Genomic DNA, 25073 nt, shown 5'->3' on the forward strand with positions numbered 1-25073 from the left:
CGACCAGCGGGACCACCGCACAGTCCTGACCGGTATGCCCGTTTCAGGGGTGTGCGGGCGGGCGATAACCCTGACAGGCAGCCCCGGATGCCGGGAGGCGATACGGACGTCGAGGACCGCTCGTCGTCGGTGATCGGAGATAGGGTTGGGGCACCGGCAGTGAGTGGAGGTAACCGATGGCCACTAAGGACACCGGCGGTCAGAAGCAGACCACCCGCCGCGATGAGGAGGTCGAGGAGACCCAGGCGGCGGTCGGTGAGGACGTCGCCGAGCGGCACGAGAAGCTGTCCGACGATGTCGACGCCATCCTCGACGAGATCGACGAGGTGCTGGAGGAGAACGCCGAGGACTTCGTGCGCTCGTACGTGCAGAAGGGCGGGCAGTAACACCCTTCGCAGTCAACCGGTCACCTCCGGCCGCGCGGCCCCCTGCGGGCCGCGCGGCACCGACCGGGGAATTGGGTACCCGTATAGCACCGGTCCTGCGGAGGCCCGCAGGACAGCCCCGTCCCGCAGGACAGGCCCGTACCGCAGAGGTACGCAGGGGGCGCCGGCACTGGATGCGGGTCCCCTCGCCCGGCGAGCCCTGGAGGGCTCGACGGGCTTTTCCCTTTTCACCCATGCCGCCCGCCCGGCTCCCCCGGAAGGTGGTCCCCCGGCCCGTATGAAGGCGGGATCAGACCTCCGACGCCTCGCCCGTGGCGGGCTTGGCCGCGAGGGCGTCGAGGGCGGCGGCGAAGGCGTCGGGCACCGTGAAGCCGTCCGGGGGGATGGGGATTCCGTGCGCCAGCCGGCACCAGGCGAAGTCGACCGCCGCCGCCGCGCTGAGCGCCTTCAGCGCCGTGTCGGTGTCGGCCGGGCGGAAGTCCTCCGGCAGCCTCCCGCGTGAGGGCCACAGCCTGCGCAGCCCGTGCCCGGGTTGCCCGATCACATCGCTGAGCAGGCCCCGCAGCTCCGGATCGAGCCAGTTGCCGATCGGGGCGGCCAGGTCCGGCCGGTACCCGGCCATGTCGGCCGCCAGCAGCGCCACCGCCGCATACCGCGGCTCGGTGAACGCCGTGCTCTCCGGATCCCCGCACATCGGCCGCAGCGCCTCGGCCAGGTCGTAGACGGCCATCTGGAAGCGCTCGCCGGGCGCGGTGTCGGCGAACAGGGTGGTGCCCAGCGCCGGCGGGCAGCGGCTCGTCCACTCCCGCTCCATGGCCTCGTCGCCGTACGGCAGCGAACGGTGGTCCAGGGCGGGGTTGGCCTGCAGCGGCTCGATGATGGACAGCAGCGCCGAGGCGCGCACCTTGAAGCGGGGGTCGTCGCGCAGCGCCTGCGCGGTCATCACCATGCAGCGGACGATCTGCCCGGCGGCGTCGGCGCGGCCGGCCCGCATCCGCTCGGCGTACAGGCCGATGACGGTGCGCAGCAGCGGCGGCACCAGCCAGCGCAGCCGGCCGTGGTCGTCGAACGGCTGGGCCAGGTAGGGCTCCCACAGGCCGAGCAGGCCGGGGGAGCCACCGGAGTCCAGGTCCGGGTCGAACACCGGCACCGACGCGCACCACAGCATCGCGCTCCAGGTGGCGGCGATGGTGCTCGGGGTGCCGTGCAGGAAGTAGCTCCAGCCCAGGGGATAGTCCATCGGTGGGGCCAGCGCCGCCTCCTGGATCACCGAGCGCAGCCGGTAGAGCAGCGCGCCCGATACCGGCCTGCCCGCCAGGGCCAGCGGCGGCCCGTGGTCGTAGGCGAAGTCGGGCCCGGCCGGCAGGATCTCGGCGGGGATGGGCGGCGGGCTGAGGCCGGGCTGCGCGGGCCGGGCCGACCGGCGGACCATCGTGCCCCGCGGGGGAGAGCAGGGGAACCAGCGGCCGTCGGCCGGATGCCAGCGGTACCAGCGCGCCCACGCCCCGTACATCCACCAGGAGCGGTCCGGCAGCGACACCAGCCGGGCGATCAGGGCCTGCTGACGCTGGAGCGGGGCGGCGGTCGCCCACCAGGGGGCGGCCACGGTGGCGCGGGTGTCGTGCTCGGCGCGGGTGAAGGGATCGCCGTCGCCGCTCATCGGGAGCGGCTGCTCCGGCGGCGGCCCGTAGGGTGCGGGCGGCGGCGACCCGGGATGCCCCGGCGGCGGCCAGCCGGCCTGCGGGGGCGCGCCCGGCGGGGTCGGCCAGACGGGCTGTCCCTGGTCGCCGGGCCATGTCGGCTGGCCGTGCGGGCCCGGCCAGCCCGGCTGCCCGGGGGGCGGGCCTGGAGGTCCCCAAACCACGTGGTCATCGTAGTGTCCCGAGGCCTGGGCCGGGGTCCGAAGCCGTCCTATAACGCCCCGATGTGGGGAGAAGGTGCCGTCTTGGGGCGTATGTGCCGACCGATGGGCGGTGCCGGGGCGGGACGCGGCGTGGGACGGCCGGGGCGGCGGGCCTTGCGGCCGGTTCGCCGTGGGCGGACTCCCCGAAGGATCACCGGGGTATGCGGGTCGTACCGGTTGAACAGTAGGGTCGTAATCGTCCGCGCCGGTGACCCCTCGTGGGGAGCCGGTGCCATGGTGGAGGGAAGGAGTCGCGTGGCGTCCCACGATTCGCATACCGGACGTCTGCCGGGAATGTTCATGAGCCCGGGCACGTCCTCGTTCACCGAGTTCCTGGGGGCTCATGCCCCCGACCTGCTGCCCGGCCGCCGTATGGCGCAGCTCGCCGGGGGAACGCCGGGGAGCGTGGAGGTTCCGCATGCCACGACGATCGTGGCGGTGACGTTCCCGGGCGGGGTCGTGATGGCCGGCGACCGGCGGGCGACCTCGGGCAACATGATCGCCCAGCGCGACGTGGAGAAGGTCTTCCGGGCCGACGAGTTCTCCGCGGTGGCCATCGCCGGCACCGCCGGGATCGGGATGGAGATCGTCCGGCTGTTCCAGGTGGAGATCGAGCACTACGAGAAGACGGAGGGCCGCACCCTCTCCCTGCAGGGCAAGGCCAACCGGCTGGCTGCGATGATCCGCGGCAACCTGGGCCTGGCGATGCAGGGCCTGGTGGCGGTGCCGCTGTTCGCCGGGTTCGACACCGAGCGGGAGACCGGCCGGATCTTCAGCTACGACCCGGCCGGCGGCCGCTACGAGGAGCAGGACCACTACTCGATCGGCTCCGGCTCGGTGTTCGCCCGGGGCGCGCTGAAGAAGCTGTGGCGGACCGACCTGTCGGAGGCCGACGCCGCGCTGGTCTGCGTGCACGCGCTGTACGACGCGGCCGACGACGACTCGGCCACCGGCGGCCCGGACCTGATCCGCCGGATCTTCCCGGTGGTGGCGGCGGTGACCGCCGACGGGTACCGCAGGCTGCCCGAGGAGGAGATCGCGGACTTGGCCCAGTCCGTCGTCGACGAGCGTTACGACTCGCCGGGCGGTCCGACCGCCCCGCTGCGATAGAAGGGATCGACGACGGTGAGCATGCCGTTCTACGTGTCGCCCGAACAGGCGATGAAGGACAAGGCCGACTACGCGCGCAAGGGCATCGCGCGCGGCCGCAGCGTCGTCGTGCTGCAGTACGACGAGGGCATCCTGTTCGTGGCCGACAACCCGTCCCGGGCGCTGCACAAGATCAGTGAGATCTACGACCGGATCGCCTACGCGGCCGTCGGCAAGTACAACGAGTTCGAGACGCTCCGGCTGGCCGGCGTCCGCTACGCCGACATCAACGGCTACCAGTACGACCGCCAGGACGTGACGGCGCGCGGCCTGGCCAACGCCTACGCGCAGACGCTGGGCAACATCTTCACCGAGACGGCCAAGCCGTACGAGGTGGAGCTGGTGGTGGCCGAGGTCGGCGAGGACGCCGAGTCCGACCAGATCTACCGGCTGACGTTCGACGGCTCGGTGCGCGACGAGCACGGTTACGTCGCGATGGGCGGCCAGGTGGAGGCCGTCGAGCAGGCCCTCAAGGAGCGCTACCAGGAGGGCATGTCGCTGTCGGCGGCCCTGCACGCCGGGGTGCAGTCGCTGGAGGCGCAGGAGGCCGACCGGCACCTGGAGGCCAAGGCGTTGGAGGTGGCGGTGCTGGACCGGCGCCGCGAGCACCGGCTGTTCCGGCGGCTGTCGGCCGCGCGCATCCAGGAACTGCTGGCCGACAGCTCCTGAAGGCCCCCGCCCCCGAGGACTTTGCGGTCCCCCCGTCCGGCCCGGGCGGGGGACCGGTACGGCCCCCTCCCGGCGCTCATTGATCTACAACGTAAAGATCACAACCGGGGCATACCGTGCTTCCATGGCGGCGGGCACTGTCGAGTCGGCCCGCCGCCGCATAGGGTCAAGGTGTGGACAGGCGCATTTTCGGGCTTGAGAACGAGTACGGGGTCACCTGCACCTTCCGTGGGCAGCGGCGGTTGTCACCCGACGAGGTGGCCCGCTATCTGTTCCGCCGGGTGGTGTCGTGGGGCCGCAGCAGCAACGTGTTCCTGCGCAACGGCGCGCGGCTCTACCTCGACGTGGGCAGCCACCCCGAGTACGCCACGCCCGAGTGCGACAGCGTCGTCGACCTGGTGACGCACGACAAGGCGGGCGAGCGGATCCTCGAGGGGTTGCTGGTGGACGCCGAGCGGCGGCTGCGCGAGGAGGGCATCGCCGGCGACATCTACCTGTTCAAGAACAACACCGACTCGGCCGGCAACTCCTACGGCTGCCATGAGAACTACCTGGTGGGGCGGCACGGCGAGTTCGGCCGGCTCGCCGACGTGCTGATCCCGTACCTGGTCACCCGGCAGATCATCTGCGGGGCCGGCAAGGTGCTGCAGACCCCGCGCGGGGCGGTCTACTGCGTCTCGCAGCGGGCCGAGCACATCTGGGAGGGGGTCTCCTCGGCCACCACCCGGTCCCGCCCGATCATCAACACCCGGGACGAGCCGCACGCCGACGCCGAGCGGTTCCGCCGGCTGCACGTGATCGTCGGCGACTCCAACATGAGCGAGACCACCATGCTGCTCAAGGTCGGCGCCACCGACCTGGTGCTGCGGATGATCGAGGCCGGGGTGGTGATGCGCGACCTGACCCTGGAGAACCCGATCCGGGCCATCCGCGAGGTCAGCCACGACATGACCGGCCGCCGCAAGGTCCGGCTGGCCAACGGCCGCGAGGCCAGCTCGCTGGACATCCAGAAGGAGTACTACGGCAAGGCCAAGGACTTCGTGGACCGGCGCGGCGGCGACGAGATCTCGCTGCGGGTGCTGGACCTGTGGGGCCGTACGCTGCGCGCGGTGGAGACCGGCGACCTGGACCTGGTCGCCCGGGAGATCGACTGGGTGACCAAGTACCAGCTCATCGAGCGCTACCGGCGCAAGTACGACCTGCCGCTGAGCTCGCCCAGGGTGGCCCAGCTGGACCTGGCCTATCACGACGTGCACCGCGGCCGCGGCCTGTACTACCTGCTGGAGAAGCGCGGATCGGTCGAGCGGGTCACCCGTGACCTGGACATCTTCGAGGCCAAGTCGGTGCCGCCGCAGACCACCCGGGCGCGGCTGCGCGGGGAGTTCATCCGGCGGGCCCAGGAGAAGCGCCGCGACTTCACCGTGGACTGGGTGCACCTGAAGCTCAACGACCAGGCCCAGCGCACGGTGCTGTGCAAGGACCCGTTCCGGTCCGTCGACGAGCGGGTGGACAAGCTCATCGCCGGGATGTGACCTGGGCTGTCTCCGGGGGTGACCAGCCGGTAAGGTGAGCGCTCGATCCGGCCCGTCACCCCCGGAAGGACGCCCATGCGCCGACTGGTTCCCTTCGCGGCCGCCCTCGCGGCCGCACCGCTGGTGCTGACCGCCTGCGTGGGCGGCGACGACGTTCCGGTGAAGGTGACCGGCGAGTACGGCGAGCGTCCTGAGGTGTCCTTCCCCAAGGACACCGAGCCCGGTGACGAACTGGTGACCTCCACGCTCGTCACGGGCAAGGGCGCACAGGTGGCCAAGGGCGACCTGGTGATCGCCTCCTACGCCGGGTACCGCTGGAACGACGCCGGCAGCCGGCTGATCGCCAGCAGCTACGCCGCCGGGCAGCCGGGCGCGTTCCCCTCCGGCAAGCTGGTGCCGGGCCTGGACAGGGCGCTGATCGGCCAGAAGACGGGCAGCCGGGTCGTCGCGGTCATCCCGCCCGACCAGGGATACGGCTCCCAGGGCGACGCCCGCCACCAGGTGGGCGCCCACGACTCGCTGGTGTACGTGCTGGACGTGCTCGCCACCTACTCCAAGAACGCCCAGGCGAAGGGGACGGCCCAGCCGCTGGAGGACCCCAGGCTGCCCAAGGTCGCTGCCGCCGCGCCCGGCCGGTCCCCGCGGGTGACCGTACCGCGCGCGGCCCCGCCCTCGACGCTGCAGGTGCGCACCCTGGTGCAGGGCTCGGGCCCGGCCGTCCGCAGCAACCAGCTGACGGTGCTGCAGTTCACCGGCGTGCTGTGGCGGACTGGCAAGGAGTTCTACTCCACCTGGAGCGACGGGCGGCCCGCCGGGGAGGTCCTTGGGGTGGGGCAGGACATCAAGGCCTTCGACGAGGGCCTGGTCGGGCAGAAGGTCGGCAGCCGGATGCTGTTGGTTGTCCCGCCCAAGTGGGGTTACGGCGCCAAGGGGCTGTCGCACTACGGGATCAAGGGCGACGACACCCTGATCTACGTGGTCGACATCCTCGGCGTGCACTGAGGACGGCGCCCGCCGCTCTCTAACGTCAAGAGCGGTTGTTCTTAGACTGGCCGGGTGGACGACGTCGAAGCGATAGCCGCGCTGCGCGACCCGGTCAGGCGGCGCCTGTACGAGTACGTGGCCGCCCAGGACCACGAGGTGAGCCGCAACGAGGCCGCCGAGGCCATGGGCGTGCAGCGCACCCTGGCCGCCTTCCACCTGGACAAGCTGGCCGAGGCCGGGCTGCTGGAGACGACCGGTCGCCGGCTGACCGGCCGCTCGGGGCCGGGGGCCGGCCGCCCGGCGAAGCTGTACCGGCGCGCCGCCGCCGAGCGCGTGGTGTCGGTACCGCCGCGCGACTACCGCACGGCCGCCGAACTGCTGGCGGAGGCGGCCGAGGAGGCGGAGCTGGACGAGCGGCTGTGGCGCGCGGCCCGGCTGCGGGGCCGGGAACTGGCCCGTGACGCCGGGCCGGTCCGTGGGCTCGACGAGGCCGAGGCCCTGCTCGCCCGCCGGGGTTATGAGCCCGTTCGCGAGCAGACCCCCGCAGGGGCGGTGCTGCGCATGCGCAACTGCCCCTTCCACGTGTTGTCCGAGCGGTTCCCGCCGCTGGTGTGCGGGATGAACCTGGCGTTGCTGGAGGGCGCGTTCGAGGGCTCCGCCGATCTGGCGCCCCGGATGGACCCCCGGCCGGGCTGGTGCTGCACGGTGCTGGCCGCTTCTAAAAATAATGAAGATTGACATACAGGCCGAGGCGGTGGTGTGCTGGGCGGCATGAGCGACTTCCACCTGGCGCAGTTCAACTTCGCGCGGCTGCGGGCGCCGCTGGACGCCCCCGAGATGGCCGGGTTCCTGGCGTTGCGGGATCCCCTCAACGCGCTCGCCGAGGGCACGCCCGGCTACGTGTGGCGGCCGGTCTCCCCGGTCGAGGGCGCCGACGAGTGGCCCTACGGCCCCGACGTCCTGATCAACTACTCGGTCTGGGAGTCCCGGGAGACACTGTGGGAGTACGCCTACCGCAGCGGGCACCTGGAGGCCATGCGCCGCCGCCGCGAGTGGTTCGAACGAGCCGCGGAGGTCTACCAGGTGTTGTGGTGGATCCCCGCCGGGCACCGTCCGGGCCCGGACGAGTGCGTGGAACGCCTCGAACTGCTGCGCCGTGAGGGCCCCGGCCCCCGCGCGTTCACCTTCCGTACCCCCTACACCGCCGCGGAGGCCGCCCGGGCGGAGGCCGAGCACGCCACGATCACACAACTGGACGCCGCACGGGCGGGCTGAGCCCGCCGAAGCGAGGCCGCCTGCGGGGGAGCGCCGGGGCGGCCGGTCGAAGCCGGTGTGCCGCGATCATCCGGATGGGCGTCGCATGGATGGGCCGGGCCGCCCTGGCAGGGCCGCCGCCGGGACGGCACGCAGGGCGGTTGCCGGTCGCGGCTCCCGGCGGCTACAGCAAGGAGGCGGTGTGGCGGCCGGCGGCGGCCGCGGTGAGGAAGTAGGCCGGGTCCTCGTCCAGGCGGCGGCCCATCGTGGACAGCCGCACGCCCCAGGCCCGCTCCGCCTCGCCCAGCGCCTCCCGCAGGCCGTCGACCGGGACGTGGACGAGATCGTGCCGGTGGGCCAGCGCGGCGGCCTGCTCGGCGACCCGGGCGCCGAAACCGCCGGGCAGCCCGGGCACCACCACGTCGGCCCTGGCCAGCGCCACCCGGCCGTAGGCGGTCAGGCTGTGGTGGGAGACCCCGACGTGCCGTTCGCGCCTGTCGCCCTCGCTGACCCGCAGCGAGGCCACCGGCCGCCCCGACAGCACGGCGGCGGCGTTGACGGCCTCGCCCGCCGACACTCCCGAGAACCCCCACCGAGTCCCGGTGCCGAGGTTGCCCGGCCCCTGGGCCAGGATCACCACCTCGGCGTCCAGCACCAGCCGGGCGGCCAGCAGGCCGGTGTGGACCGTCACCGCCTCCAGGTCGCCCCCGAACGCCTGTCCCACCGTGACCGTGGCGGCCAGCGCTCCCGCGTCCTTGAGTTGCGAGATCGACATCGAGAACCAGGCGGGCAGCGCGCCCCCGTCCGGCATCACGTACACCACCCGGGTGCCCGGCCGCTCGGCCAGCAGCCCGGCCAGAATCGGCGGCAGGGCCGAGTGCAGGTCGGCCACGACCACCGGCATCCCGTCCAGGGAGTCGGCCTCGCGCAGCACCTCGTGGTGCGGGGAGTCCTGCTCGTCGGCGCCCAGCAGCGTGGCCTGCAACGGTGTGTAGCGGGCCTTGACCAGATGGCCGGGGCCGGACGGGTCGGGCGGCAGCCGGTCGGGCACCGCGACCACCATGGCGTAGCCGCCGGTGCCCAGCCCCATGGCCAGCGCGGTGGTGTTGAGCAGCACCGTGTCACCGGGCTCGGGACGTCCGACCAGGGCCGGATAGGCCAGCGCACGCGCCGTGCCGTCCTCGCCCTGGACGGCGACCTCCAGTTCCAGCGCCCCGGCCCACTCCCGGCGGACTCGTTCCACCCTGCCTTTACGCCATCGGATCACGCCGGAAACGGTAGCGTCTTGACATGAGAGATGATGCGGAACCCCGACAGCCGGGGACGCCCGAGGATCGAGGTGGTGGGGTGTGTCGCGGCGCAAGACCGAGCGCCTGCTGAACCTGGTGGTGTGCCTGCTGGCCACCCGGCGCTATCTCACGGCCGAACAGATCCGCCGGGCGGTGCCCGGCTATCCCGACTCCGGCGACGCGTTCAAACGGATGTTCGAGCGCGACAAGGAGGAACTGCGCGAACTCGGCGTCCCCCTGGAGGTCGGCAGCGAGGACGGCGGCGAGGCCGGATACCGGATCCCGCCGCAGGACTACGAGCTGCCGGAGATCCACCTGACCCCTGACGAGACGGCCGTGCTGGGGCTGGCGGCCCGGGTGTGGCAGCAGGCCAGCCTGGCCGAGGCCGCCTCCGGCGCGCTGCTGAAGCTGCGCGCCGCCGGGATCGACACCTCCGAGACCGACTCGCTGGGCATCGAGCCCCGGGTGGACACCGACGAGCCCGCCTTCCCCGCGCTGTGGGAGGCGGTCAAGGGCGCCTACCCGGTCGCCTTCGACTACCAGGGCATCGGGCGGACCGCCGCGGCCCGCCGCCACGTGGAGCCGTGGGGGGTGGTCAGCCGCCGGGGCCGCTGGTACGTGGTCGGGTTCGACACCGACCGGCAGGGCACCCGGGTGTTCCGGCTCAGCCGCATCACCGGCGAGGTGGTGCCCGACGGTCCGGCCGGCAGCGTCACCGTTCCCGACGGCGTGGACATCCGCAAGATCGCCTTCGAGCGCAGCGAGGCACCCGCCGAGCCGCGCACCGCGACCGTGCGGCTGCGCGCCGGGGCGGCCCAGGGCCTGCGCCGCTGGGCGGCCGAGGTGCACCGCACCGGCGGGGAGTGGGACGAGGCGACGCTGACCTTCGGCGAGGCCGAGCGGTTCGCCCCCCACCTGGCCAGGTTCGGCGCCGACGTGGTGGTGCTGGACCCGCCGGACCTGCGCGACGCCGTCATCCAGCAGCTCAAGTCGGTACTGGCCGGACACGAACGGTGAGGGGGAGCGGCCCGTGAACAAGCCCAATACCTCCAGCGACCGGCTGGCCCGGCTGCTGGCGCTGGTGCCCTACGTGGTCAGCCGCGCCTCGGTGGCGCTGGACGAGGCCGCGGCCGCGTTCGGGGTCACCGAGAAGCAGCTGATCGACGATCTCAACCTGCTGTGGTGCGTGGAACTGCGCGCCCCCGACCCGTACTGCCCCATCGACCTGTCCTACGAGGGCGGGGAGATCACCGTCAGCGAGGCCGAGTCGATCGCCCGGCCGCTGCGGCTGAAGGTGGACGAGGCCGGGGCGCTGCTGGTGGCGCTGCGGATGCTGGCCGAGATCGGCGATCCGCGCGACCGTGACGCGCTCAGCCGCGTGATCGTCAAGCTGGAGAACGCCGCCGGGGCGGCCGCCGCCGCGGTCAGCAGCCAGGTGTCGGTCCAGGTGGACGTGAAGGCCGACCAGGCCGGAGCGATGCCCGCCCGGGTCCGCGACGCCATCGCGCGGGGCCGCAGGCTGCACCTGACCTACTACGTGCCGGCCCGCGACGAGAACACCGAGCGCGACGTGGACCCGATGCGGCTGCTGGTGGTCGACGGCCAGGCGTACCTGGAGGGCTGGTGTCGCCGCGCCGAGGCCGTCCGGCTGTTCCGGGTGGACCGGATCGTGGAGCTGTCGGTGCTGGAGGTGCCGGCGCAGGTGCCCGAGGAGGCCGAGCCGCTGGATGTGCGGACCGGGCGGCTGTTCCGGCCCTCGCCCGACGACATCAGGGTCACCTTCGAGCTGACCCCGGCCGGACGCTGGGTGGCCGACTACTACCCCTGCGAGAGCGTTGAGGAACTCGGCGAGGGACGGCTGCGGGTGGTGCTGCGGACCCCGGACCAGCGGTGGGTACGGGGCCTGGCGCTGCGGCTGGGCGACCAGGGCCGCATCACCGGTCCGGCCGGGCTGGCCGAGGCCGTCCGCGACGAGGCCGCCCGCGCCCTGGCCGGCTACGAGACGGCGGGTGTCTGAGCGGCGGCGCACGGTTACCTCGAATGCGGGCTATCGCTGGTCACGGCGATTCGCTAACGTGACGGGCGTGGGTTGGGCTCAGGTCTTCGTCGGAGTCGCATTCGCCGGGCTGGTGGTGCTGGCGGTGTGCTCCGTCAAGGTGTTCCGCGCGCTGCGGACGCTGGGACGTGAACTTGAGCGCGCCCGCCGGCGAATCGAGCCGAAACAGTCGGCGCTGAGCGGTGAACTCCGCCGGCTGCGGGACGCCCAGGAGGCTGAGCACGTCCCGGACGGCGTACGATCGTCATGAATGGCATCTGCTGAAGAGGTATGACATGGCTGGACTTGGCTGGACCGAGATTCTGATCATCCTTGCGGTGGTCATGCTGTTGTTCGGGTCGGCGAAGCTGCCACAGCTCGCCCGCTCGCTCGGCAAGTCTGCACGCATCCTGAAGGCCGAGACCAAGGGGCTGCGGGAGGACGACGACGAGGCCAAGCCGGCGCAGCCCGCGCCGCCGCAGCAGCCGCCGGCGCAGCAGTACGCGCCGCCGCCGCAGGGCCAGCTGCCGTCGGGGGAGCCCATCCAGGGCGTGCCGGTCGACCCCAACCAGGCCCGCAACCGCTGACCCTCCCTGCTGAACCCGACCGGCGACAGGTGCGACCCGAAAACCGATGATGAAGCTGACCAGGCGGCGACCCTCGGCCGATCCCGAGGGCCGCATGCCGCTCATGGACCATCTCCGTGAGCTGCGCAACCGATTGATCAAGGCCATCCTGGGCCTGCTGGTCGGCACGGTCGTCGGCTGGATCCTGTTCCAGCCGGCCTGGGACTTCCTCAAGGAGCCCTACTGCGCGCTGCCGGCCTCCCGGGACCTCAACGGCCACTGCTCGCTGGTGGTCAACGGGATCTTCTCCTCGTTCTTCCTGCGGCTGAAGATCGCGTTCATCATCGGGCTGGTGATCTCGGCGCCGGTCTGGCTGTACCAGCTGTGGGCCTTCGTGGCGCCGGGGCTGTACCGCCAGGAGCGCCGCTGGACCTACGTGTTCCTGGGCGCGGCGGTCCCGCTGTTCTTCGTCGGCACGGCGCTGGCCTACCTCACCGTCGACAAGGGGCTGTCGATCTTCCTGGGCTTCGTGCCCGAGGACGTGGCGGCGCTGATCACCGTCGACCACTATCTCGGCTACGTGCTGGCGATGCTGCTGGTGTTCGGGCTGACGTTCGAGCTGCCGCTGTTCGTGGTGGTGCTCAACATGGCCGGGGTGCTCAGCTCGGCGCGGATCCGCCGCTCCCAGCGGCTGATCGTCTTCGGGATCTTCGTGTTCGCCGCGGTGGCCACCCCCAGCGCCGACCCGTTCACCATGCTGGCGCTGGCCTTGCCGACCGTGCTGCTGTTCGAGGTGGCCGCCTTCCTGGCGTTCCTGAACGACCGGCGGCGGGGGCGGCGTCCCGACCCCTACGCGGAGCTGTCGGACGACGAGGCGGCCCCGCTGGACCTGGAGGAGATCGACGCCTCCCTGGAAGAGGGCGTCGGCGCCAAGGACGGAGTGGAGCGCGGCGAGCGGGCCCGCTGACCGGCCGGCGCGGTCCGCTGACCGATTGGGTGTCGGACCGTGCCAAACCGTAGGCTCGATGTCATGACTTCCCCTGGTACCACGCCCGCCGAGCGGTACGCCGCGCACCGCGCGCGCGTCCGCGAGAACGGGCCCGCACTGCTGGACTTCCAGACCCTGTACGACTTCGGGTTGGACGCGTTCCAGCTGGAGGCCTGCCGGGCGCTGGAGGCGGGCAAGGGCGTGCTGGTCGCCGCCCCCACCGGGTCGGGCAAGACCGTGGTCGGGGAGTTCGCGGTGCACCTGGCGCTGGCGAACCGGCAGAAGTGCTTCTACACCACGCCGATCAAGGCGCTGTCCAACCAGAAGTACGCCGACCTGGTCAGCCGCTACGGCCCCGGCAACGTCGGCCTGCTCACCGGTGACAATAGCGTCAACGGCGAGGCCCCGATCGTCGTCATGACGACCGAGGTGCTGCGCAACATGCTGTACGCCGGCTCCCACACCCTGGCGGGCCTGGGCTTCGTCGTTATGGACGAGGTGCACTACCTGGCCGACCGGTTCCGCGGCGCGGTGTGGGAGGAGGTCATCATCCACGTGCCGGACTCGGTCCGTATCGTGGCGCTCTCGGCCACCGTCTCCAATGCCGAGGAGTTCGGCGAGTGGCTGCAGGAGGTCCGCGGCGACACCGCGGTGATCGTCGACGAGCACCGGCCGGTGCCGCTGTTCCAGCACATGCTGGTCGGCAACCGGCTGTACGACCTGTTCGTCGACTCCGGCGAGCCGTCCGCCCGGCCCAAGATCAACCCGCAGCTGCGCAATGTCGCGGTGGACGAGGTGCGCCGCGCCAAGATCAATCAGAGCCGGCGCAACGGCCGCAAACGGGTCGCGCGCCCGCCCCGCTTCCGCCCCCCGGCCCGCCCGGACGTGATCGAGCGGCTGGACCGGGCCGGACTGCTGCCGGCCATCACCTTCATCTTCAGCCGGGCCGGCTGCGACGCCGCCGTGATGCAGTGCCTGTACGCGGGGCTGCGGCTGACCTCCCGCGAGGAGGCCGAGGAGATCCGCGCGCACGTCGAGTTGCGCACCGCCGACATCGCCGACGAGGACCTGCGCGTCCTGGGCTACGACGAGTGGCTGGACGGGCTGATGCGCGGCATCGCGGCCCACCACGCCGGGATGCTGCCGACCTTCAAAGAGGTCGTGGAGGAGCTGTTCGTCCGCGGGCTGATCAAGGCGGTGTTCGCCACCGAAACGCTGGCGCTGGGCATCAACATGCCCGCCCGCACCGTGGTGATCGAGAAGCTCGACAAGTGGAACGGCGAGGCCCACACCGACCTGACCCCGGGGGAGTACACCCAGCTCACCGGGCGGGCCGGCCGGCGCGGCATCGACGTTGAGGGCCACGCGGTGGTGATCTGGTCGCCGGGCATGGACCCGTTCGCGGTGGCCGGGCTGGCCGGCACCCGTACCTATCCGCTCAATTCCAGCTTCCGGCCGTCGTACAACATGGCCGTCAACCTGGTCGGCGCGGTCGGCCGCGAACGCGCTCGCACCCTGCTGGAGGAGTCGTTCGCTCAGTTCCAGGCGGACCGGGCGGTGGTGGGCCTGGCGCGTCAGGTGCACAAGAACGAGGAGGCGCTGGCCGGGTACGCCGAGGCCGCCTCCTGCCATCTGGGCGACTTCATGGAGTACGCGGGGCTGCGCCGGGCGCTGTCGGACCGCGAGGCCGACCTGGCCCGGGAACGGGGCGCCGCACAGCGCGCCGAGGCCGTCCGGTCGCTGGAGCGGCTGCGCCCCGGCGACGTGGTCGTCGTACCGTCGGGGCGGCGCGCGGGCCTGGCGGTGGTGCTGGACCCGGGGCTGGGCAAGCGGTCGGACGGGCCCGCCCCGCTGGTGCTGACCGCCCAGCGGTCGGTGCAGCGGCTGTCGGTGCTGGACTTCCCCCACCCGGTCGAGCCGATCGAGCGGATCCGCATCCCCCGCTCCTTCAACCCGCGCAGCCCGCAGGCGCGCCGCGACCTGGCCTCCACGCTGCGCAACAAGGTGCCCGACGCGGAGGTCAAGACGCGCGGCGGTGGCCGCCGGGGCAGGGGAGCGGCGGCCGGTGAGGACGCCGAGATCGCCCGGCTGCGGCGGGAGCTGCGGCAGCACCCCGCCCACGGCTGCTCCGAGCGGGAGGACCACGCCCGCTGGGCGGAGCGGTACTTCCGGCTGCACCGGGAGACCGAGGCGCTGCGCCGCCGGGTGGAGGGCCGCTCCCAGGTGATCGCCCGGACCTTCGACCGGGTGTGCGGGGTGCTGGAACAGCTCGGCTACCTGGAGGGCGACACCGTCACCGAGGACGGCCGCCGCCTGGGCCGTATCTACAACGAGCTGGACCTGCTGACCGCCGAGAGCCTGCGCGCGGGCCTGTGGGAGGACCTCGGTCCCGCCGAGCTGGCGGCCTGTGCGTCCGCGTTGGTGTACGAGTCCCGGCAGCCGGATGACGCCGGAGCCCCCCGCACGCCGCCGGGCCCCGCCCGCGACGCGCTGGCCGCGATGGTGCGGCTGTGGGGCGAGCTGGAGGCGATCGAGCAGGACAATAAGGTGTCGTTCCTGCGCGAGCCGGATCTCGGCTTCGCCTGGACCGCCCACCAGTGGGCCTCGGGCCGTCCGCTGGACGAGGTGCTGCTGGAGACCGGGATGACCGCCGGCGACTTCGTGCGGGCGGTCAAGCAGCTGATCGACCTGCTCGGCCAGATCGCCGACGCCGCCTCCCCGGACAGCCGGATCCGCCGCGTTGCGGGCAAGGCCATGGACGCGATGCGGCGCGGCGTGGTCGCCTACACCTCGGTCGGCTGACCTCGGCCGCTCTCCGTCCTTCCCGCCCCTCCCGCCTGCCCGGTGCGCGGCGGGAGGGGCGGCCGTTCCGGGGACCGGACGCCGGATCACCGGGGTTCCTGGAGCGGGGTCAGAGTGATCCGGTGGTGACTGCGGAGTAGCCGCTTGGACCGAAAACCCTAACTTACTATGTAAAGGGGCGGGCCGGAATCCGGCCCCCCGTTTTCCTGCCGCTAGGCCGGAGATCCCGGGAGCACGCCGCGGAACGAGCCGCGGCCCGAGTCCACCTCCGGAGGCACCGATGCTCGCGATCGTCGCGGCGATCGTTTTCGGCCTGGCCCTGCTGTTCGACCTGGCCGACATCCAGTCCGACCCGTTCGACTACATGACCATGGTCACCCTGGGCCTGCTCTTCCTGGCTCTGCACCTGGCCGGCGTCGGCGCCACCTCGACCTGGCGCACCCGCGGTCGCGCCCGTCGCTGACAACCTACGCACCACAGGCCGGGCCGGGGACGGCACTCATACCGTCCCCGGCCCGGCCTGTGCGGTGCCGGCGCCCGGGGCGAGGGGAGTGGGTCGGCTCGTCCCGGGCGCCGACCCGTGGATCGACCAGCCGCGGAAAGGTCGGTCATCTGGCATGGTCCGCCGGGCGGTGCGGTGCGGTCTGTGTCGTCTGGCACAGGTTCAGGAAACGGCCGCCAGTGCGTCCTGCAGGCGTTTGACGGGGCTGCCGAGGTTCCACCGCTCGGCCAGCTCGGCCAGGGCCCGCGGGTCGCGCGGCGCGCGCGGCAGGGTGTCGTCGAGGGCGGCCAGTTCGGGGGCGTCGATGTCGGTCACCACCTTGACCACGGTCTCGGCGGCGGCCAGGTAGTCGCGGGCGGCCTCCAGCCGGCGGCGGCTTCCCGCCGGGAAGCCCTCGGTGGCGCCCGCGTCCAGCGCGTCCAGGATCCCGGCGATGGAGCCGAAGCGGGTGACCAGCGCGGCTGCGGTCTTGTCGCCCACCCCGGGGACCCCGGGCAGCCCGTCGCTGGGGTCGCCGCGCAGCGTGGCGTAGTCGCCGTAGGCGCGGCCGGGGATGCCGTACTTGGCCGCGACCTCTTTCTCGCCCATCACCTGCAGGTTGCGGATGCCGCGCGCGGTGTAGAGCACCTGCACCGGCCCGCGCTCGTCGACCAGCTGGAACAGGTCGCGGTCGCCGGTGACGATGTCGACCGCGCCGCCGGCCGCCGCGTGCCGGGCGGTCAGCGTGCCGATGACGTCGTCGGCCTCGTAGCCGGGCACCCCGGCGCGCACCAGCCCGGCCGCATCCAGCACCGCGTCGATGACCGGCAGTTGCGCGGCCAGCGGGTCGGGGGTCTGGTCGCCGCCGTCGTCGGCCACCCGGTGGGCCTTGTAGGACGGCAGCGCCGCGACCCGGAAGGCGGGCCGCCAGTCGGCGTCCATGCAGCACACCAGCCGGGCGGGGGAGCGGTCCCGCACCAGCCGGGCGATCATGTCGATCAGGCCGCGGACGGCGTTGACCGGCGTGCCGTCCGGCGCGGTCACCGACTCGGGCACGCCGAAGAACGCCCGGAAGTACAGCGACGGCGTGTCGAGCAGCATCAGCGCACTCATGGAGGCCATCGTGCCACGGGCCGGGGACATCCTCGCGCCGCCGGCGACCGCCGCCCCGGCCGCGGCGGCGCGGAGGTTGTTGGGATGCTGGGAGTACCGAACGACGAAGGGCCGTGATCTTGATGAATCCGGATGTGACGACGGAGTTGTATCCGCCCGCCCGCCTCGCCCAGGTCCAGGAGGCGACTGCCGAGGCCGGGCTGGGCGCCCTGCTGCTGACGCCGGGTCCCGACCTGCGCTATGTGACCGGCTACGACGCGATCCAGCTGGAACGGCTGACCTGCCTGGTGGTACCGGGCGAGGGTGAGCCGTTCCTGGTGGTGCCGCGGCTGGAGCTGGCCGCCGCGCAGGCGTCCCCGGCCGGCGCGCTGGGCGTGGAGATGGTGCCGTGGGACGAGACCGACGACCCCTACGCGCTGGTGGCCCGGCGGCTGCCGTCCGGCTTGGCGGCGGTGGGTCTCGCCGACCGGATGTGGGCGGTGATGGCGCTGCGGTTCCGGGACGCGATGCCGGGCGCCCGGCAGGTCCCGGCGGGCCGGGTGATGGGCCGGCTGCGCGTCCGCAAGAGCCCCGCCGAGGTCGCCGCGCTGCGCGAGGCGGGGGCGGCGATCGACCGGGTGCACCGCCTGGTGCCGGGGCTGCTGAAGGCCGGCCGCACCGAACGGGAGGTCGGCCGGGACATCGCCGAGGCCATCGTGGCCGAGGGGCACGCCAGGGTGGACTTCGTGATCGTCGGCTCCGGCCCGAACGGCGCCAGCCCGCACCACGAGCTGTCGGACCGGGTGATCGGGCACGGTGAGCCGGTGGTCGTGGACATCGGCGGCACCATGCCCAGCGGCTACTGCTCCGACGAGACCCGCAACTACTGCGTGGGCGAGCCACCCGCCGACTACACCGCCTACTACGAGGTGCTTCGGCGGGCGCAGCAGGCGGCGTGCGAGGCGGTGCGGCCCGGCGTGACGCCCGAGGCGGTGGACGCGGCGGCACGGGACGTGATCGCCGATGCGGGCTACGGGGAGTTCTTCATTCACCGCACCGGTCACGGCATCGGCCTGGAGACCCACGAGGACCCCTACATCGTGGCGGGCAACACCGAGCCGTTGCGGCCCGGCATGGCGTTCTCGATCGAGCCGGGCATCTACCCCGGTGAGCACGGCGCGCGCATCGAGGACATCGTGGTGTGCACCGAGGACGGGTTCGAGCGGATGAACCTGATCGACCGTGCGCTGACCATCGTGGACTGACCTTCGCGCGGACGGAACGTGGACAGGGGCCTCGATCGAGGCTCCTGTCCTTTTTGTGTTCCCATGGTATGAAATGGGGTTAAATGGCCCCTCGTTCGCCCGTCGGCGGGTCGCCTCGCCGTTAATAACGATCTCTTTACGAACGTTCGAGTGCGTGCATGAGGGTTGCCGGGCCGGAGACAGGAGCGGTACGGCTTTATGTGTTCCGCCGGGGTTACGTGCGGATGTCCCCGGGGTTGCGTCGAGCGAAGGAGACGTCGTGGCCGAGGTCGTCCTGGCAGGAGTCGGCAAGGTCTATCCCGACGGAACCCGCGCGGTCACCGATCTGGACCTGCGCATCGCCGACGGGGAGTTCCTGGTCCTGGTGGGACCGTCCGGCTGCGGCAAGACGACCGCGCTGCGGATGGTGGCGGGCCTGGAGGACATCTCCGAGGGCGAGGTCAGGATCGGCGAGCGGGTCGTCAACCGAGTGCCGGCCCGCGACCGCGACGTGGCGATGGTGTTCCAGAGCTACGCCCTCTACCCGCATCTGTCGGTGCGCGACAACATCGGGTTCGGGCTGTCGCTGCGCAAGGTCCCCAAATCGCAGATCCGCGAGAAGGTCGAGCACGCCGCCCGGCTGCTGGGCCTGACCGACCACCTGGACCGTAAGCCCCGCAACCTGTCGGGCGGCCAGCGGCAGCGGGTGGCGATGGGCCGGGCGATCGTCCGCGAGCCGCAGGCGTTCCTGATGGACGAGCCGCTGTCCAACCTCGACGCCAAGCTGCGGGTGCAGATGCGCGCCGAGATCGCCCGCATTCAGCGCGACCTGGGCGTCACCACCGTCTACGTCACCCACGACCAGACCGAGGCGATGACGCTCGGCGACCGGGTCGCGGTGATGAAGAAGGGGGTGCTCCAGCAGGTCGCGCCGCCCCAGGAGCTCTACGACCGGCCGGCCAACCTGTTCGTCGCCGGGTTCATCGGCTCACCGGCCATGAACCTGCTGCAGGGCACGCTCACCGGCACCGAGGACGACCTGCGGGTGCGGTTCACCGATCAGTCGCTGACGCTGCCGCGCGAGGTCCTGGCGGCCCGCCCGGCGCTGCGCTCCTACCTGGACCGGCCCGTCATCGCCGGGATCCGGCCCGAGGACATGGAGGACGCCGAACTCGCCGACGGCCCCGAGGGCGCCCGGCTGACCTGCACCGCCGATCTGGTCGAGGCGATGGGCTCCGACGTGCTGGTGCACTTCGCGGTGAACGCCGAGCAGGTGGTCACCGAGGACACCCGGGAACTGGCGCGCGACATGGGCACCGACGTGCTCGACAAGGCCGAGGCCGGACCGGGGGGCACCCCGATGGTCGCCCGGTTCAGCCCACGCACCCGGATCAAGGTCGGCGATCCGGTGACCGCCCAGGTCGATACCGGGCGAATGCATTTCTTCGATCCCGAAACAGGCGCGTCGATCTGGGACTCGGCGCAGCCTTCCCCCAGGAAGGAATCCGAATGAGGGCCGAAAGACGTTCGATGGGCCGCCGGCGGATGCTCGGTGTGACGCTGGCGGCCGGGCTGGCGATCTCCACCGCCGCGGCCTGCGGCGGGGACGACACCGACACCGGGCCCGAGGGCGGCGGCGCGCTCAAGGGCCAGACCGTCACCGTGGCCGCGATCTGGACCGGGACCAACGAGGGCGCCAAGTTCAAGAAGGTGCTGGACGCCTTCGGCAAGCGCACCGGCGCCAAGGTCATCTACACCCCCACCGGCGACAACGTCGCCGCCTTCCTCGGCTCCAAGGTCAACGGCGGCGCGCCGCCGGACGTGGCGTTCCTGCCGCAGCAGGGCGTGCTGGTGGAGTTCGCCAAGAAGGGCTGGATCAAGCCGCTGCCGGCCGAGGCCCAGTCCGAGCTGCAGAAGAACTTCGCCAAGGTCTGGCAGGACCTCGGCAGCCATGACGGCAAGACCTACGGCATCTACTACAAGACCGGCAGCAAGTCGACCATCTGGTACCGCAAGCAGGCGTTCACCGACGCCGGCATCGCCCAGCCGCCCACCACCTGGGCCGACTTCGTCAAGACGGCACAGACGCTGTCGGACTCGGGGGCCACCCCGATCGCGATCGGCGCCGCCGACGGCTGGGTGCTGACCGACTGGTTCGAGAACGTGTACCTGTCGGTGGCCGGTCCCGACAAGTACGACCAGCTGTCCAAGCACGAGATCAAGTACACCGATCCGACGGTCAAGGAGGCGCTGCGCAGGCTGGCCGAGATCTGGGGCAAGCAGAACTACCTGGCCGGCGGGCCCAAGGGCGCGCTGCAGACCGAGTTCCCCGGCTCGGTGCCCCAGGTGTTCGGCGCCTCGCCCAAGGCGGCCATGCTGCCCGGCGCCGACTTCGTCGCCTCGGAGATCACCTCGGCCACCAAGTCCAAGGTCGGCACCGACGCGGACTTCTTCCCCTTCCCGGCGGCCGGCGCCACGGCGCCGGTGGTAGGCGCCGGTGACGCCGCGGTGATGATGAAGGACACCCCCGGGGCCCGGGAACTGCTGAAGTTCATCGCCACCACGGAGGCGGCCAGGATCTGGGCCGAGCAGGGCGGGTACATCTCCCCGAACAAGTCCCTGGACCTGGCCGCCTACCCCGACGAGGTGCAGCGTCGGATCGCCAAGGCGGTGATCGACGCCGGTGACGACTTCCGCTTCGACATGTCCGACCTGGCCCCGGCCGCCTTCGGCGGCACCAAGGGCGCCGGCGAGTGGAAGATCCTGCAGGACTTCCTGGCCGATCCCTCCGACGTGGACGGCACCGCCGCCAAGCTGGAGCAGGCGGCCGCCGACGCGTTCAAGTGATCCGCGGGTGACCCGTTCCTCCGGGGGATGACCAGCCCGGTCCCCCGGAGGAACGGGCCGGGCGACCCGCGTCGCGGCGGCGCTCCGCCATGATCGCCCGACCCGTCTCGGCGGGGGACCCCCAGATCCCGCCGCCCGCGGCCGGGCGACCGTGCCCCGCGGAACCCGCCGCGGTCGCCCGGCCCGCCGACCTGGGGGCGCCCCCGCTCCGTCCCTGATCCGAAGGAACCCCGCCGAGCCCCGGGAGAGTGTGCGATGACAGACACCTCCGAGCCGCCCGCACCACGCGAGGACCGGCCGGCCGACGAGCCGGCCGGCGGCGGCACGTCCCCGCCCGCGGCCGGGCCCGTCGCCGACCGCGCGGCGTCGGTCGCGACGACACCGGCCGAGGCGCCGGCCGAGGCCGCGTCCGGCGGCCGGTCGGCCAAGGCCGCCGGACGTGAGCGGCTGGGGCCGCCGCCCTGGCTGGCCGGCGGGTTCCTGGCGCCGGCGCTGGTCCTGCTGGCGCTGCTGGTCGTGTACCCGATCGTCTACACGCTGTGGCGCAGCCTGTACGACGCCGACGGCGGCCGGCTGGTGTGGTTCGACAACTACGTCACCATGTTCACCGACTCGACCACCTTCACCGCGATCAAGAACAACGCCATCTGGGTGGCGGTGGCGCCCGCGCTGATCACCGCGTTCGGGCTGATCTTCGCGGTGCTCACCGAGCGGATCCGGTGGGCGGCCGCGTTCAAGGTCATCGTCTTCATGCCGATGGCCATCTCCATGGTCGCGGCCGGTGTGATCTTCACGCTGGTCTACGACCACTCGCCCGAGCGCGGCGTGCTCAACGCGGTCGCGGTCGGCGTCCACGACACCTTCGCCGCCGCCTCCCCGTACCCGGGCGTACGGCCCCGCGAGCAGGGCAGCCCGCTCAAGCCCGAGGGGAAGGCGTTCGTCACCACCGCCCAGGTGCAGCCGGGGCAGGCGGTGACGCTGCCGCTGGTCGCGGTGCCCCCCGCCAAGCAGCGCGAACTGGCGCCCGCCCGCGCCGCCGCGCCCGCGCAGGGCGCCATCACCGGCACCGTGTGGGCCGACTTCGCGCCCGGTGGCGGCAAGGTCAACCAGATCGACGGCAACGAGAAGGGCCTGCCGAAGGTCGAGATCGAGGCGCTGGCCGGCGGCAAGGTCGCCGCCACCACCACCTCCCGCGACGACGGCACGTTCACCCTGGACGGCCTGGCCCCCGGCTCCTACACGCTGCGGCTGGCCGAGTCCAACTTCGCCGCCCCCTACAACGGGGTCACCTGGCTGGGCCCCGGCCTGGTGACGCCCGCGATCATCGGTGCCTACGTGTGGATGTGGGCGGGCTTCGCGATGGTCCTCATCGGCGCGGGACTGGCGGCGATCCCCCGGGACGCGCTGGAGGCCGCGCGGGTGGACGGAGCCACCGAGTGGCAGGTGTTCCGGCGGGTGACCATCCCGCTGCTGGCGCCGGTGCTGATGGTGGTGTTCGTGACCCTGGTCATCAACGTGCTCAAGATCTTTGACCTGGTCTACATCATGGCGCCGGGCTCCTCGGTCCAGGACGCCAATGTGCTGGCACTGCGGATGTACCTGGTCTCCTTCATCGGGGAGCGCCCCGACCAGGGGCTGGGCAGCGCCATCGCGGTGGTGCTGTTCCTGCTGGTGCTGCCCGCGATGATCTTCAACATCCGCCGTTTCCGAGCCGAACAGGGGTGAGCCGCCGATGACCGCCGACACACAGGCCGCGCCGGGAGTCGACCGGGCGGCGGGGGCGCCGCGCCGCTCGGCCGCCTCCCGGCTCGTCAACCGGCTGGGCGGCGGGGCCGTGCAGGCCGCGCTGGCGCTGATCGCGCTGGTGTGGCTGGTGCCCACGATCGGGCTGTTCGTGGCCTCGCTGCGCTCGTCGACCGACAGCGGCTCCAGCGGCTGGTGGACGGTGTTCACCAAGCCGGCCCAGCTGACCTTGGACAACTACGGCAACCTGCTGGACAACGACTCCATCACTCGGGGCTTCGTCAACACCGTGATGATCTCGGTGCCGACCACGGTGCTGGTGGTGATCGTGGCGTCGCTGGCGGCCTACGCCTTCGCCTGGATCGAGTTCCCCGGCCGCGACTGGCTGTTCCTGGGCGTGGTGGCGCTGCTGGTGGTGCCGGTGCAGGTGGGGCTGATTCCGCTGATCCAGTTGTTCGGCGAGGTCAACCTGTTCGGCACCGTGCCGGGCATCGTGCTGTTCCACACCGCGTTCGGGCTGCCGTTCGCGATCTTCCTGCTGCGCAACTACTTCGCCGGGATTCCGCGGGACCTGCTGGAGGCGGCGCGGATGGACGGCGGCACCGAGTGGACCATCTTCCGGCGGGTGATCTTCCCGCTGGGCGGCCCGGCGATCGCCTCGCTGGCCATCTTCCAGTTCCTGTGGGTGTGGAACGACCTGCTGATCGCGCTGATCTTCGGGGACGAGGACTCCTACCCGCTGACCGTGGCCATCCAGCAGCAGACCCGCCAGTTCGGCTCCAACCTCGACGTGATCTCCTCCGGGGCGTTCCTGTCGTTGCTGGTGCCGCTGGTGGTGTTCTTCGCCTTCCAGCGTTACTTCGTCCAGGGGGTGCTGGCCGGCTCGGTGAAGTGAGCGGCCCCTCAGAAGAGCGTCGGCTGCTCGGCCGGCGACGGCGTGGCCGGCGCCGGCTCGGGCAGCGGCTCGACCTCGGGCAGACGGGCCCGCACGTCCTCGTGGAAGCGGCGGGCGAGCATCAGCGCGTCGGCGTTGTCGGGGGTGTGGACGAACATGGTCGGCGAGCGGCCCTCACGCAGCCACCGGGCGAAGGTGTCGGCCCAGGGCCGCCACCCCTCGACGGTGCGTTCGGTGTCGTCCCGGCCGAGATAGCGGACGATCGGGCGGTCGGTGAGGGCGGGGGCCCGGCGCGGCAGGCGCGGCTTCTTCGTCCACGCGTCGCGTTCGGAGTCGCTGGTGGGAGGGCTCTGGAACAGGACGGTGGTGTCGAACGGGACCCATTCGGCGCCGACGCCGGTGAGCACCTGTTCGAGGAGCCGTGCGGATCGCGGGTCCTCGAAGAACGCGCGGTGGCGGATCTCGACGGCGTATCGGTGCGAGCGAGGCAGCCGGCGAAGGAAGCCCGCCAGGGCGCCGAGGTCGGCCGGAGTGAACGATCCCGGCAACTGCACCCAGAGAGCGTGGGCCCGCGGCCCGAGCGGTTCGATCGCCGTCAGGAACGACCGGAGCTCCTCCTCGGCGCCGGTGAGGCGCCGCTCGTGCGTGATCGACCTAGGCAGCTTGACCACGAAGCGGAAGTCGGGGGAGGTCTGCCGCGCCCACGACTCCACCGTGCTCCGCGCCGGTGTCGCGTAGAAGGTCGTGTTGCCCTCCACGGCGTTGCACCAGGTCGCATAGGACCGCAGGCGCTCCTTGGGAGGGAGCGGATGAGGCAGGAAACGCCCCTGCCATGGCGCGTGCGTCCACATCGCGCATCCCACATGAAGCCGCATGGTCTCGACGTTATCGGAGGCCGGTAGGGGGAGGGTCGAACCGGCCGCGCACCATCCCGCTCGCCCTGGCGTTGCGGGGCTGACCGGTTCCGGACACGCACGTCGGCGGCAGATCCCGGGCGTTCCCGGACCGAAACGGGTCACCGGCATGTCGAGGCCCCGTTCCGACCTCCCGGGATGGGGTCTCGGGCCGTTTCCGGCGCCGGCTCCGGCGACGGAACCGGCACCGGCCGTACCACCGGCCCGCCACGGCATCGATTGTCATGAATCTCCGAGATGCCGTAAGTTTCCTGCGCAACGGCGGGTGCCCGCGGTGCCCGTCGCGGCCCGAGACGCCCG

The 25073-nt window shown here is 72.2% G+C and carries 23 protein-coding genes; 19 read left to right on the forward strand and 4 right to left on the reverse strand.

The window, feature by feature from the left end; genetic code table 11:
• Positions 1–176: 176 nt before the first annotated feature.
• Positions 177–386 (forward strand): ubiquitin-like protein Pup, encoded by a 210-nt coding sequence (locus tag C4U03_RS20135; protein ID WP_103939355.1) that lies wholly within the window; start codon positions 177–179, stop codon positions 384–386.
• 289 nt (positions 387–675) lie between these two features.
• Here the strand turns inward: C4U03_RS20135 and C4U03_RS20140 are convergent, their stop codons facing one another.
• A complete protein-coding gene (locus tag C4U03_RS20140) occupies positions 676–2046 on the reverse strand; it encodes a hypothetical protein (protein WP_103939356.1) in 1371 nt (456 codons plus the stop codon).
• A 477-nt stretch (positions 2047–2523) separates the two neighbouring features.
• Here C4U03_RS20140 and prcB point away from each other — a divergent pair, with 477 nt between their 5' ends.
• The 6 genes from prcB to C4U03_RS20170 all read left to right on the forward strand — a co-directional run bounded on the left by prcB (position 2524) and on the right by C4U03_RS20170 (position 7898).
• Entirely contained in the window at positions 2524–3399 is an 876-nt protein-coding gene (prcB, locus tag C4U03_RS20145) for a proteasome subunit beta (protein WP_200827343.1), read from the forward strand.
• Between the two features lie 21 nt (positions 3400–3420).
• Complete coding sequence (gene prcA / locus C4U03_RS20150) at positions 3421–4107, forward strand: proteasome subunit alpha (RefSeq protein WP_103939358.1); 687 nt, start codon at positions 3421–3423, stop codon at positions 4105–4107.
• A 173-nt stretch (positions 4108–4280) separates the two neighbouring features.
• On the forward strand, positions 4281–5639 hold the full coding sequence (gene pafA, locus C4U03_RS20155) for a Pup--protein ligase (protein ID WP_103939359.1): 1359 nt from the start codon (positions 4281–4283) through the stop codon (positions 5637–5639).
• A 75-nt stretch (positions 5640–5714) separates the two neighbouring features.
• A complete protein-coding gene (locus tag C4U03_RS20160; protein WP_103939360.1) occupies positions 5715–6641 on the forward strand; it encodes an FKBP-type peptidyl-prolyl cis-trans isomerase in 927 nt (308 codons plus the stop codon).
• A 54-nt stretch (positions 6642–6695) separates the two neighbouring features.
• On the forward strand, positions 6696–7361 hold the full coding sequence (locus C4U03_RS20165; RefSeq protein WP_103939361.1) for a helix-turn-helix transcriptional regulator: 666 nt from the start codon (positions 6696–6698) through the stop codon (positions 7359–7361).
• A gap of 33 nt (positions 7362–7394) precedes the next feature.
• Entirely contained in the window at positions 7395–7898 is a 504-nt protein-coding gene (locus C4U03_RS20170) for a DUF3291 domain-containing protein (protein ID WP_103939454.1), read from the forward strand.
• Positions 7899–8061: 163 nt separating this feature from the next.
• On the opposite strand, the gene C4U03_RS20175 is transcribed toward C4U03_RS20170, so the two are convergent.
• Positions 8062–9144: a DUF3866 family protein gene (locus C4U03_RS20175; RefSeq protein ID WP_200827344.1), complete on the reverse strand. Its 1083-nt coding sequence runs from the start codon at positions 9142–9144 to the stop codon at positions 8062–8064.
• A gap of 82 nt (positions 9145–9226) precedes the next feature.
• Here C4U03_RS20175 and C4U03_RS20180 point away from each other — a divergent pair, with 82 nt between their 5' ends.
• The 7 genes from C4U03_RS20180 (at position 9227) to C4U03_RS20210 (ending at position 16020) form a co-directional block, all read left to right on the forward strand.
• Positions 9227–10183, forward strand: coding sequence for a helix-turn-helix transcriptional regulator (locus tag C4U03_RS20180; protein ID WP_103939362.1), 957 nt, complete (start codon positions 9227–9229; stop codon positions 10181–10183).
• 13 nt (positions 10184–10196) lie between these two features.
• Positions 10197–11183, forward strand: a complete 987-nt coding sequence (locus tag C4U03_RS20185) for a helix-turn-helix transcriptional regulator (protein ID WP_103939363.1) — start codon at positions 10197–10199, stop codon at positions 11181–11183.
• 67 nt (positions 11184–11250) lie between these two features.
• Entirely contained in the window at positions 11251–11472 is a 222-nt protein-coding gene (locus C4U03_RS20190) for a hypothetical protein (RefSeq protein WP_235017991.1), read from the forward strand.
• 25 nt (positions 11473–11497) lie between these two features.
• Positions 11498–11788, forward strand: a complete 291-nt coding sequence (gene tatA / locus C4U03_RS20195; RefSeq protein ID WP_103939365.1) for a Sec-independent protein translocase subunit TatA — start codon at positions 11498–11500, stop codon at positions 11786–11788.
• A 94-nt stretch (positions 11789–11882) separates the two neighbouring features.
• The gene (gene tatC / locus C4U03_RS20200) at positions 11883–12734 is read left to right on the forward strand and encodes a twin-arginine translocase subunit TatC (protein ID WP_235018000.1); all 852 of its coding nucleotides are present in this window, start codon (positions 11883–11885) and stop codon (positions 12732–12734) included.
• A 63-nt stretch (positions 12735–12797) separates the two neighbouring features.
• On the forward strand, positions 12798–15557 hold the full coding sequence (locus C4U03_RS20205; RefSeq protein ID WP_103939366.1) for a DEAD/DEAH box helicase: 2760 nt from the start codon (positions 12798–12800) through the stop codon (positions 15555–15557).
• 280 nt (positions 15558–15837) lie between these two features.
• The gene (locus C4U03_RS20210; protein ID WP_103939367.1) at positions 15838–16020 is read left to right on the forward strand and encodes a hypothetical protein; all 183 of its coding nucleotides are present in this window, start codon (positions 15838–15840) and stop codon (positions 16018–16020) included.
• 201 nt (positions 16021–16221) lie between these two features.
• Here C4U03_RS20210 and C4U03_RS20215 read toward each other — a convergent pair whose 3' ends face one another.
• On the reverse strand, positions 16222–17151 hold the full coding sequence (locus C4U03_RS20215; protein ID WP_103939458.1) for a 5'-3' exonuclease: 930 nt from the start codon (positions 17149–17151) through the stop codon (positions 16222–16224).
• A 134-nt stretch (positions 17152–17285) separates the two neighbouring features.
• On the opposite strand from C4U03_RS20215, the gene C4U03_RS20220 reads away from it, so the two are divergent.
• From C4U03_RS20220 to C4U03_RS20245, 5 genes are all read left to right on the forward strand, one after another.
• The gene (locus C4U03_RS20220) at positions 17286–18395 is read left to right on the forward strand and encodes a M24 family metallopeptidase (protein ID WP_235017992.1); all 1110 of its coding nucleotides are present in this window, start codon (positions 17286–17288) and stop codon (positions 18393–18395) included.
• A 259-nt stretch (positions 18396–18654) separates the two neighbouring features.
• The gene (locus C4U03_RS20225) at positions 18655–19887 is read left to right on the forward strand and encodes an ABC transporter ATP-binding protein (protein WP_103939368.1); all 1233 of its coding nucleotides are present in this window, start codon (positions 18655–18657) and stop codon (positions 19885–19887) included.
• Positions 19884–21221: an ABC transporter substrate-binding protein gene (locus C4U03_RS20230; RefSeq protein WP_103939369.1), complete on the forward strand. Its 1338-nt coding sequence runs from the start codon at positions 19884–19886 to the stop codon at positions 21219–21221. The genes C4U03_RS20225 and C4U03_RS20230 overlap by 4 nt, the downstream gene beginning before the upstream one ends.
• A gap of 255 nt (positions 21222–21476) precedes the next feature.
• Positions 21477–22946, forward strand: coding sequence for an ABC transporter permease (locus C4U03_RS20240; RefSeq protein ID WP_200827345.1), 1470 nt, complete (start codon positions 21477–21479; stop codon positions 22944–22946).
• A gap of 7 nt (positions 22947–22953) precedes the next feature.
• A complete protein-coding gene (locus tag C4U03_RS20245; protein WP_103939370.1) occupies positions 22954–23859 on the forward strand; it encodes a carbohydrate ABC transporter permease in 906 nt (301 codons plus the stop codon).
• Positions 23860–23867: 8 nt separating this feature from the next.
• Here the strand turns inward: C4U03_RS20245 and C4U03_RS20250 are convergent, their stop codons facing one another.
• On the reverse strand, positions 23868–24734 hold the full coding sequence (locus C4U03_RS20250; protein ID WP_103939371.1) for a DUF72 domain-containing protein: 867 nt from the start codon (positions 24732–24734) through the stop codon (positions 23868–23870).
• Between the last annotated feature and the right edge of the window lie 339 nt (positions 24735–25073).

The sequence above is a fragment of the Thermomonospora echinospora genome, assembly GCF_900108175.1.
Lineage (GTDB): Bacteria > Actinomycetota > Actinomycetes > Streptosporangiales > Streptosporangiaceae > Thermomonospora > Thermomonospora echinospora.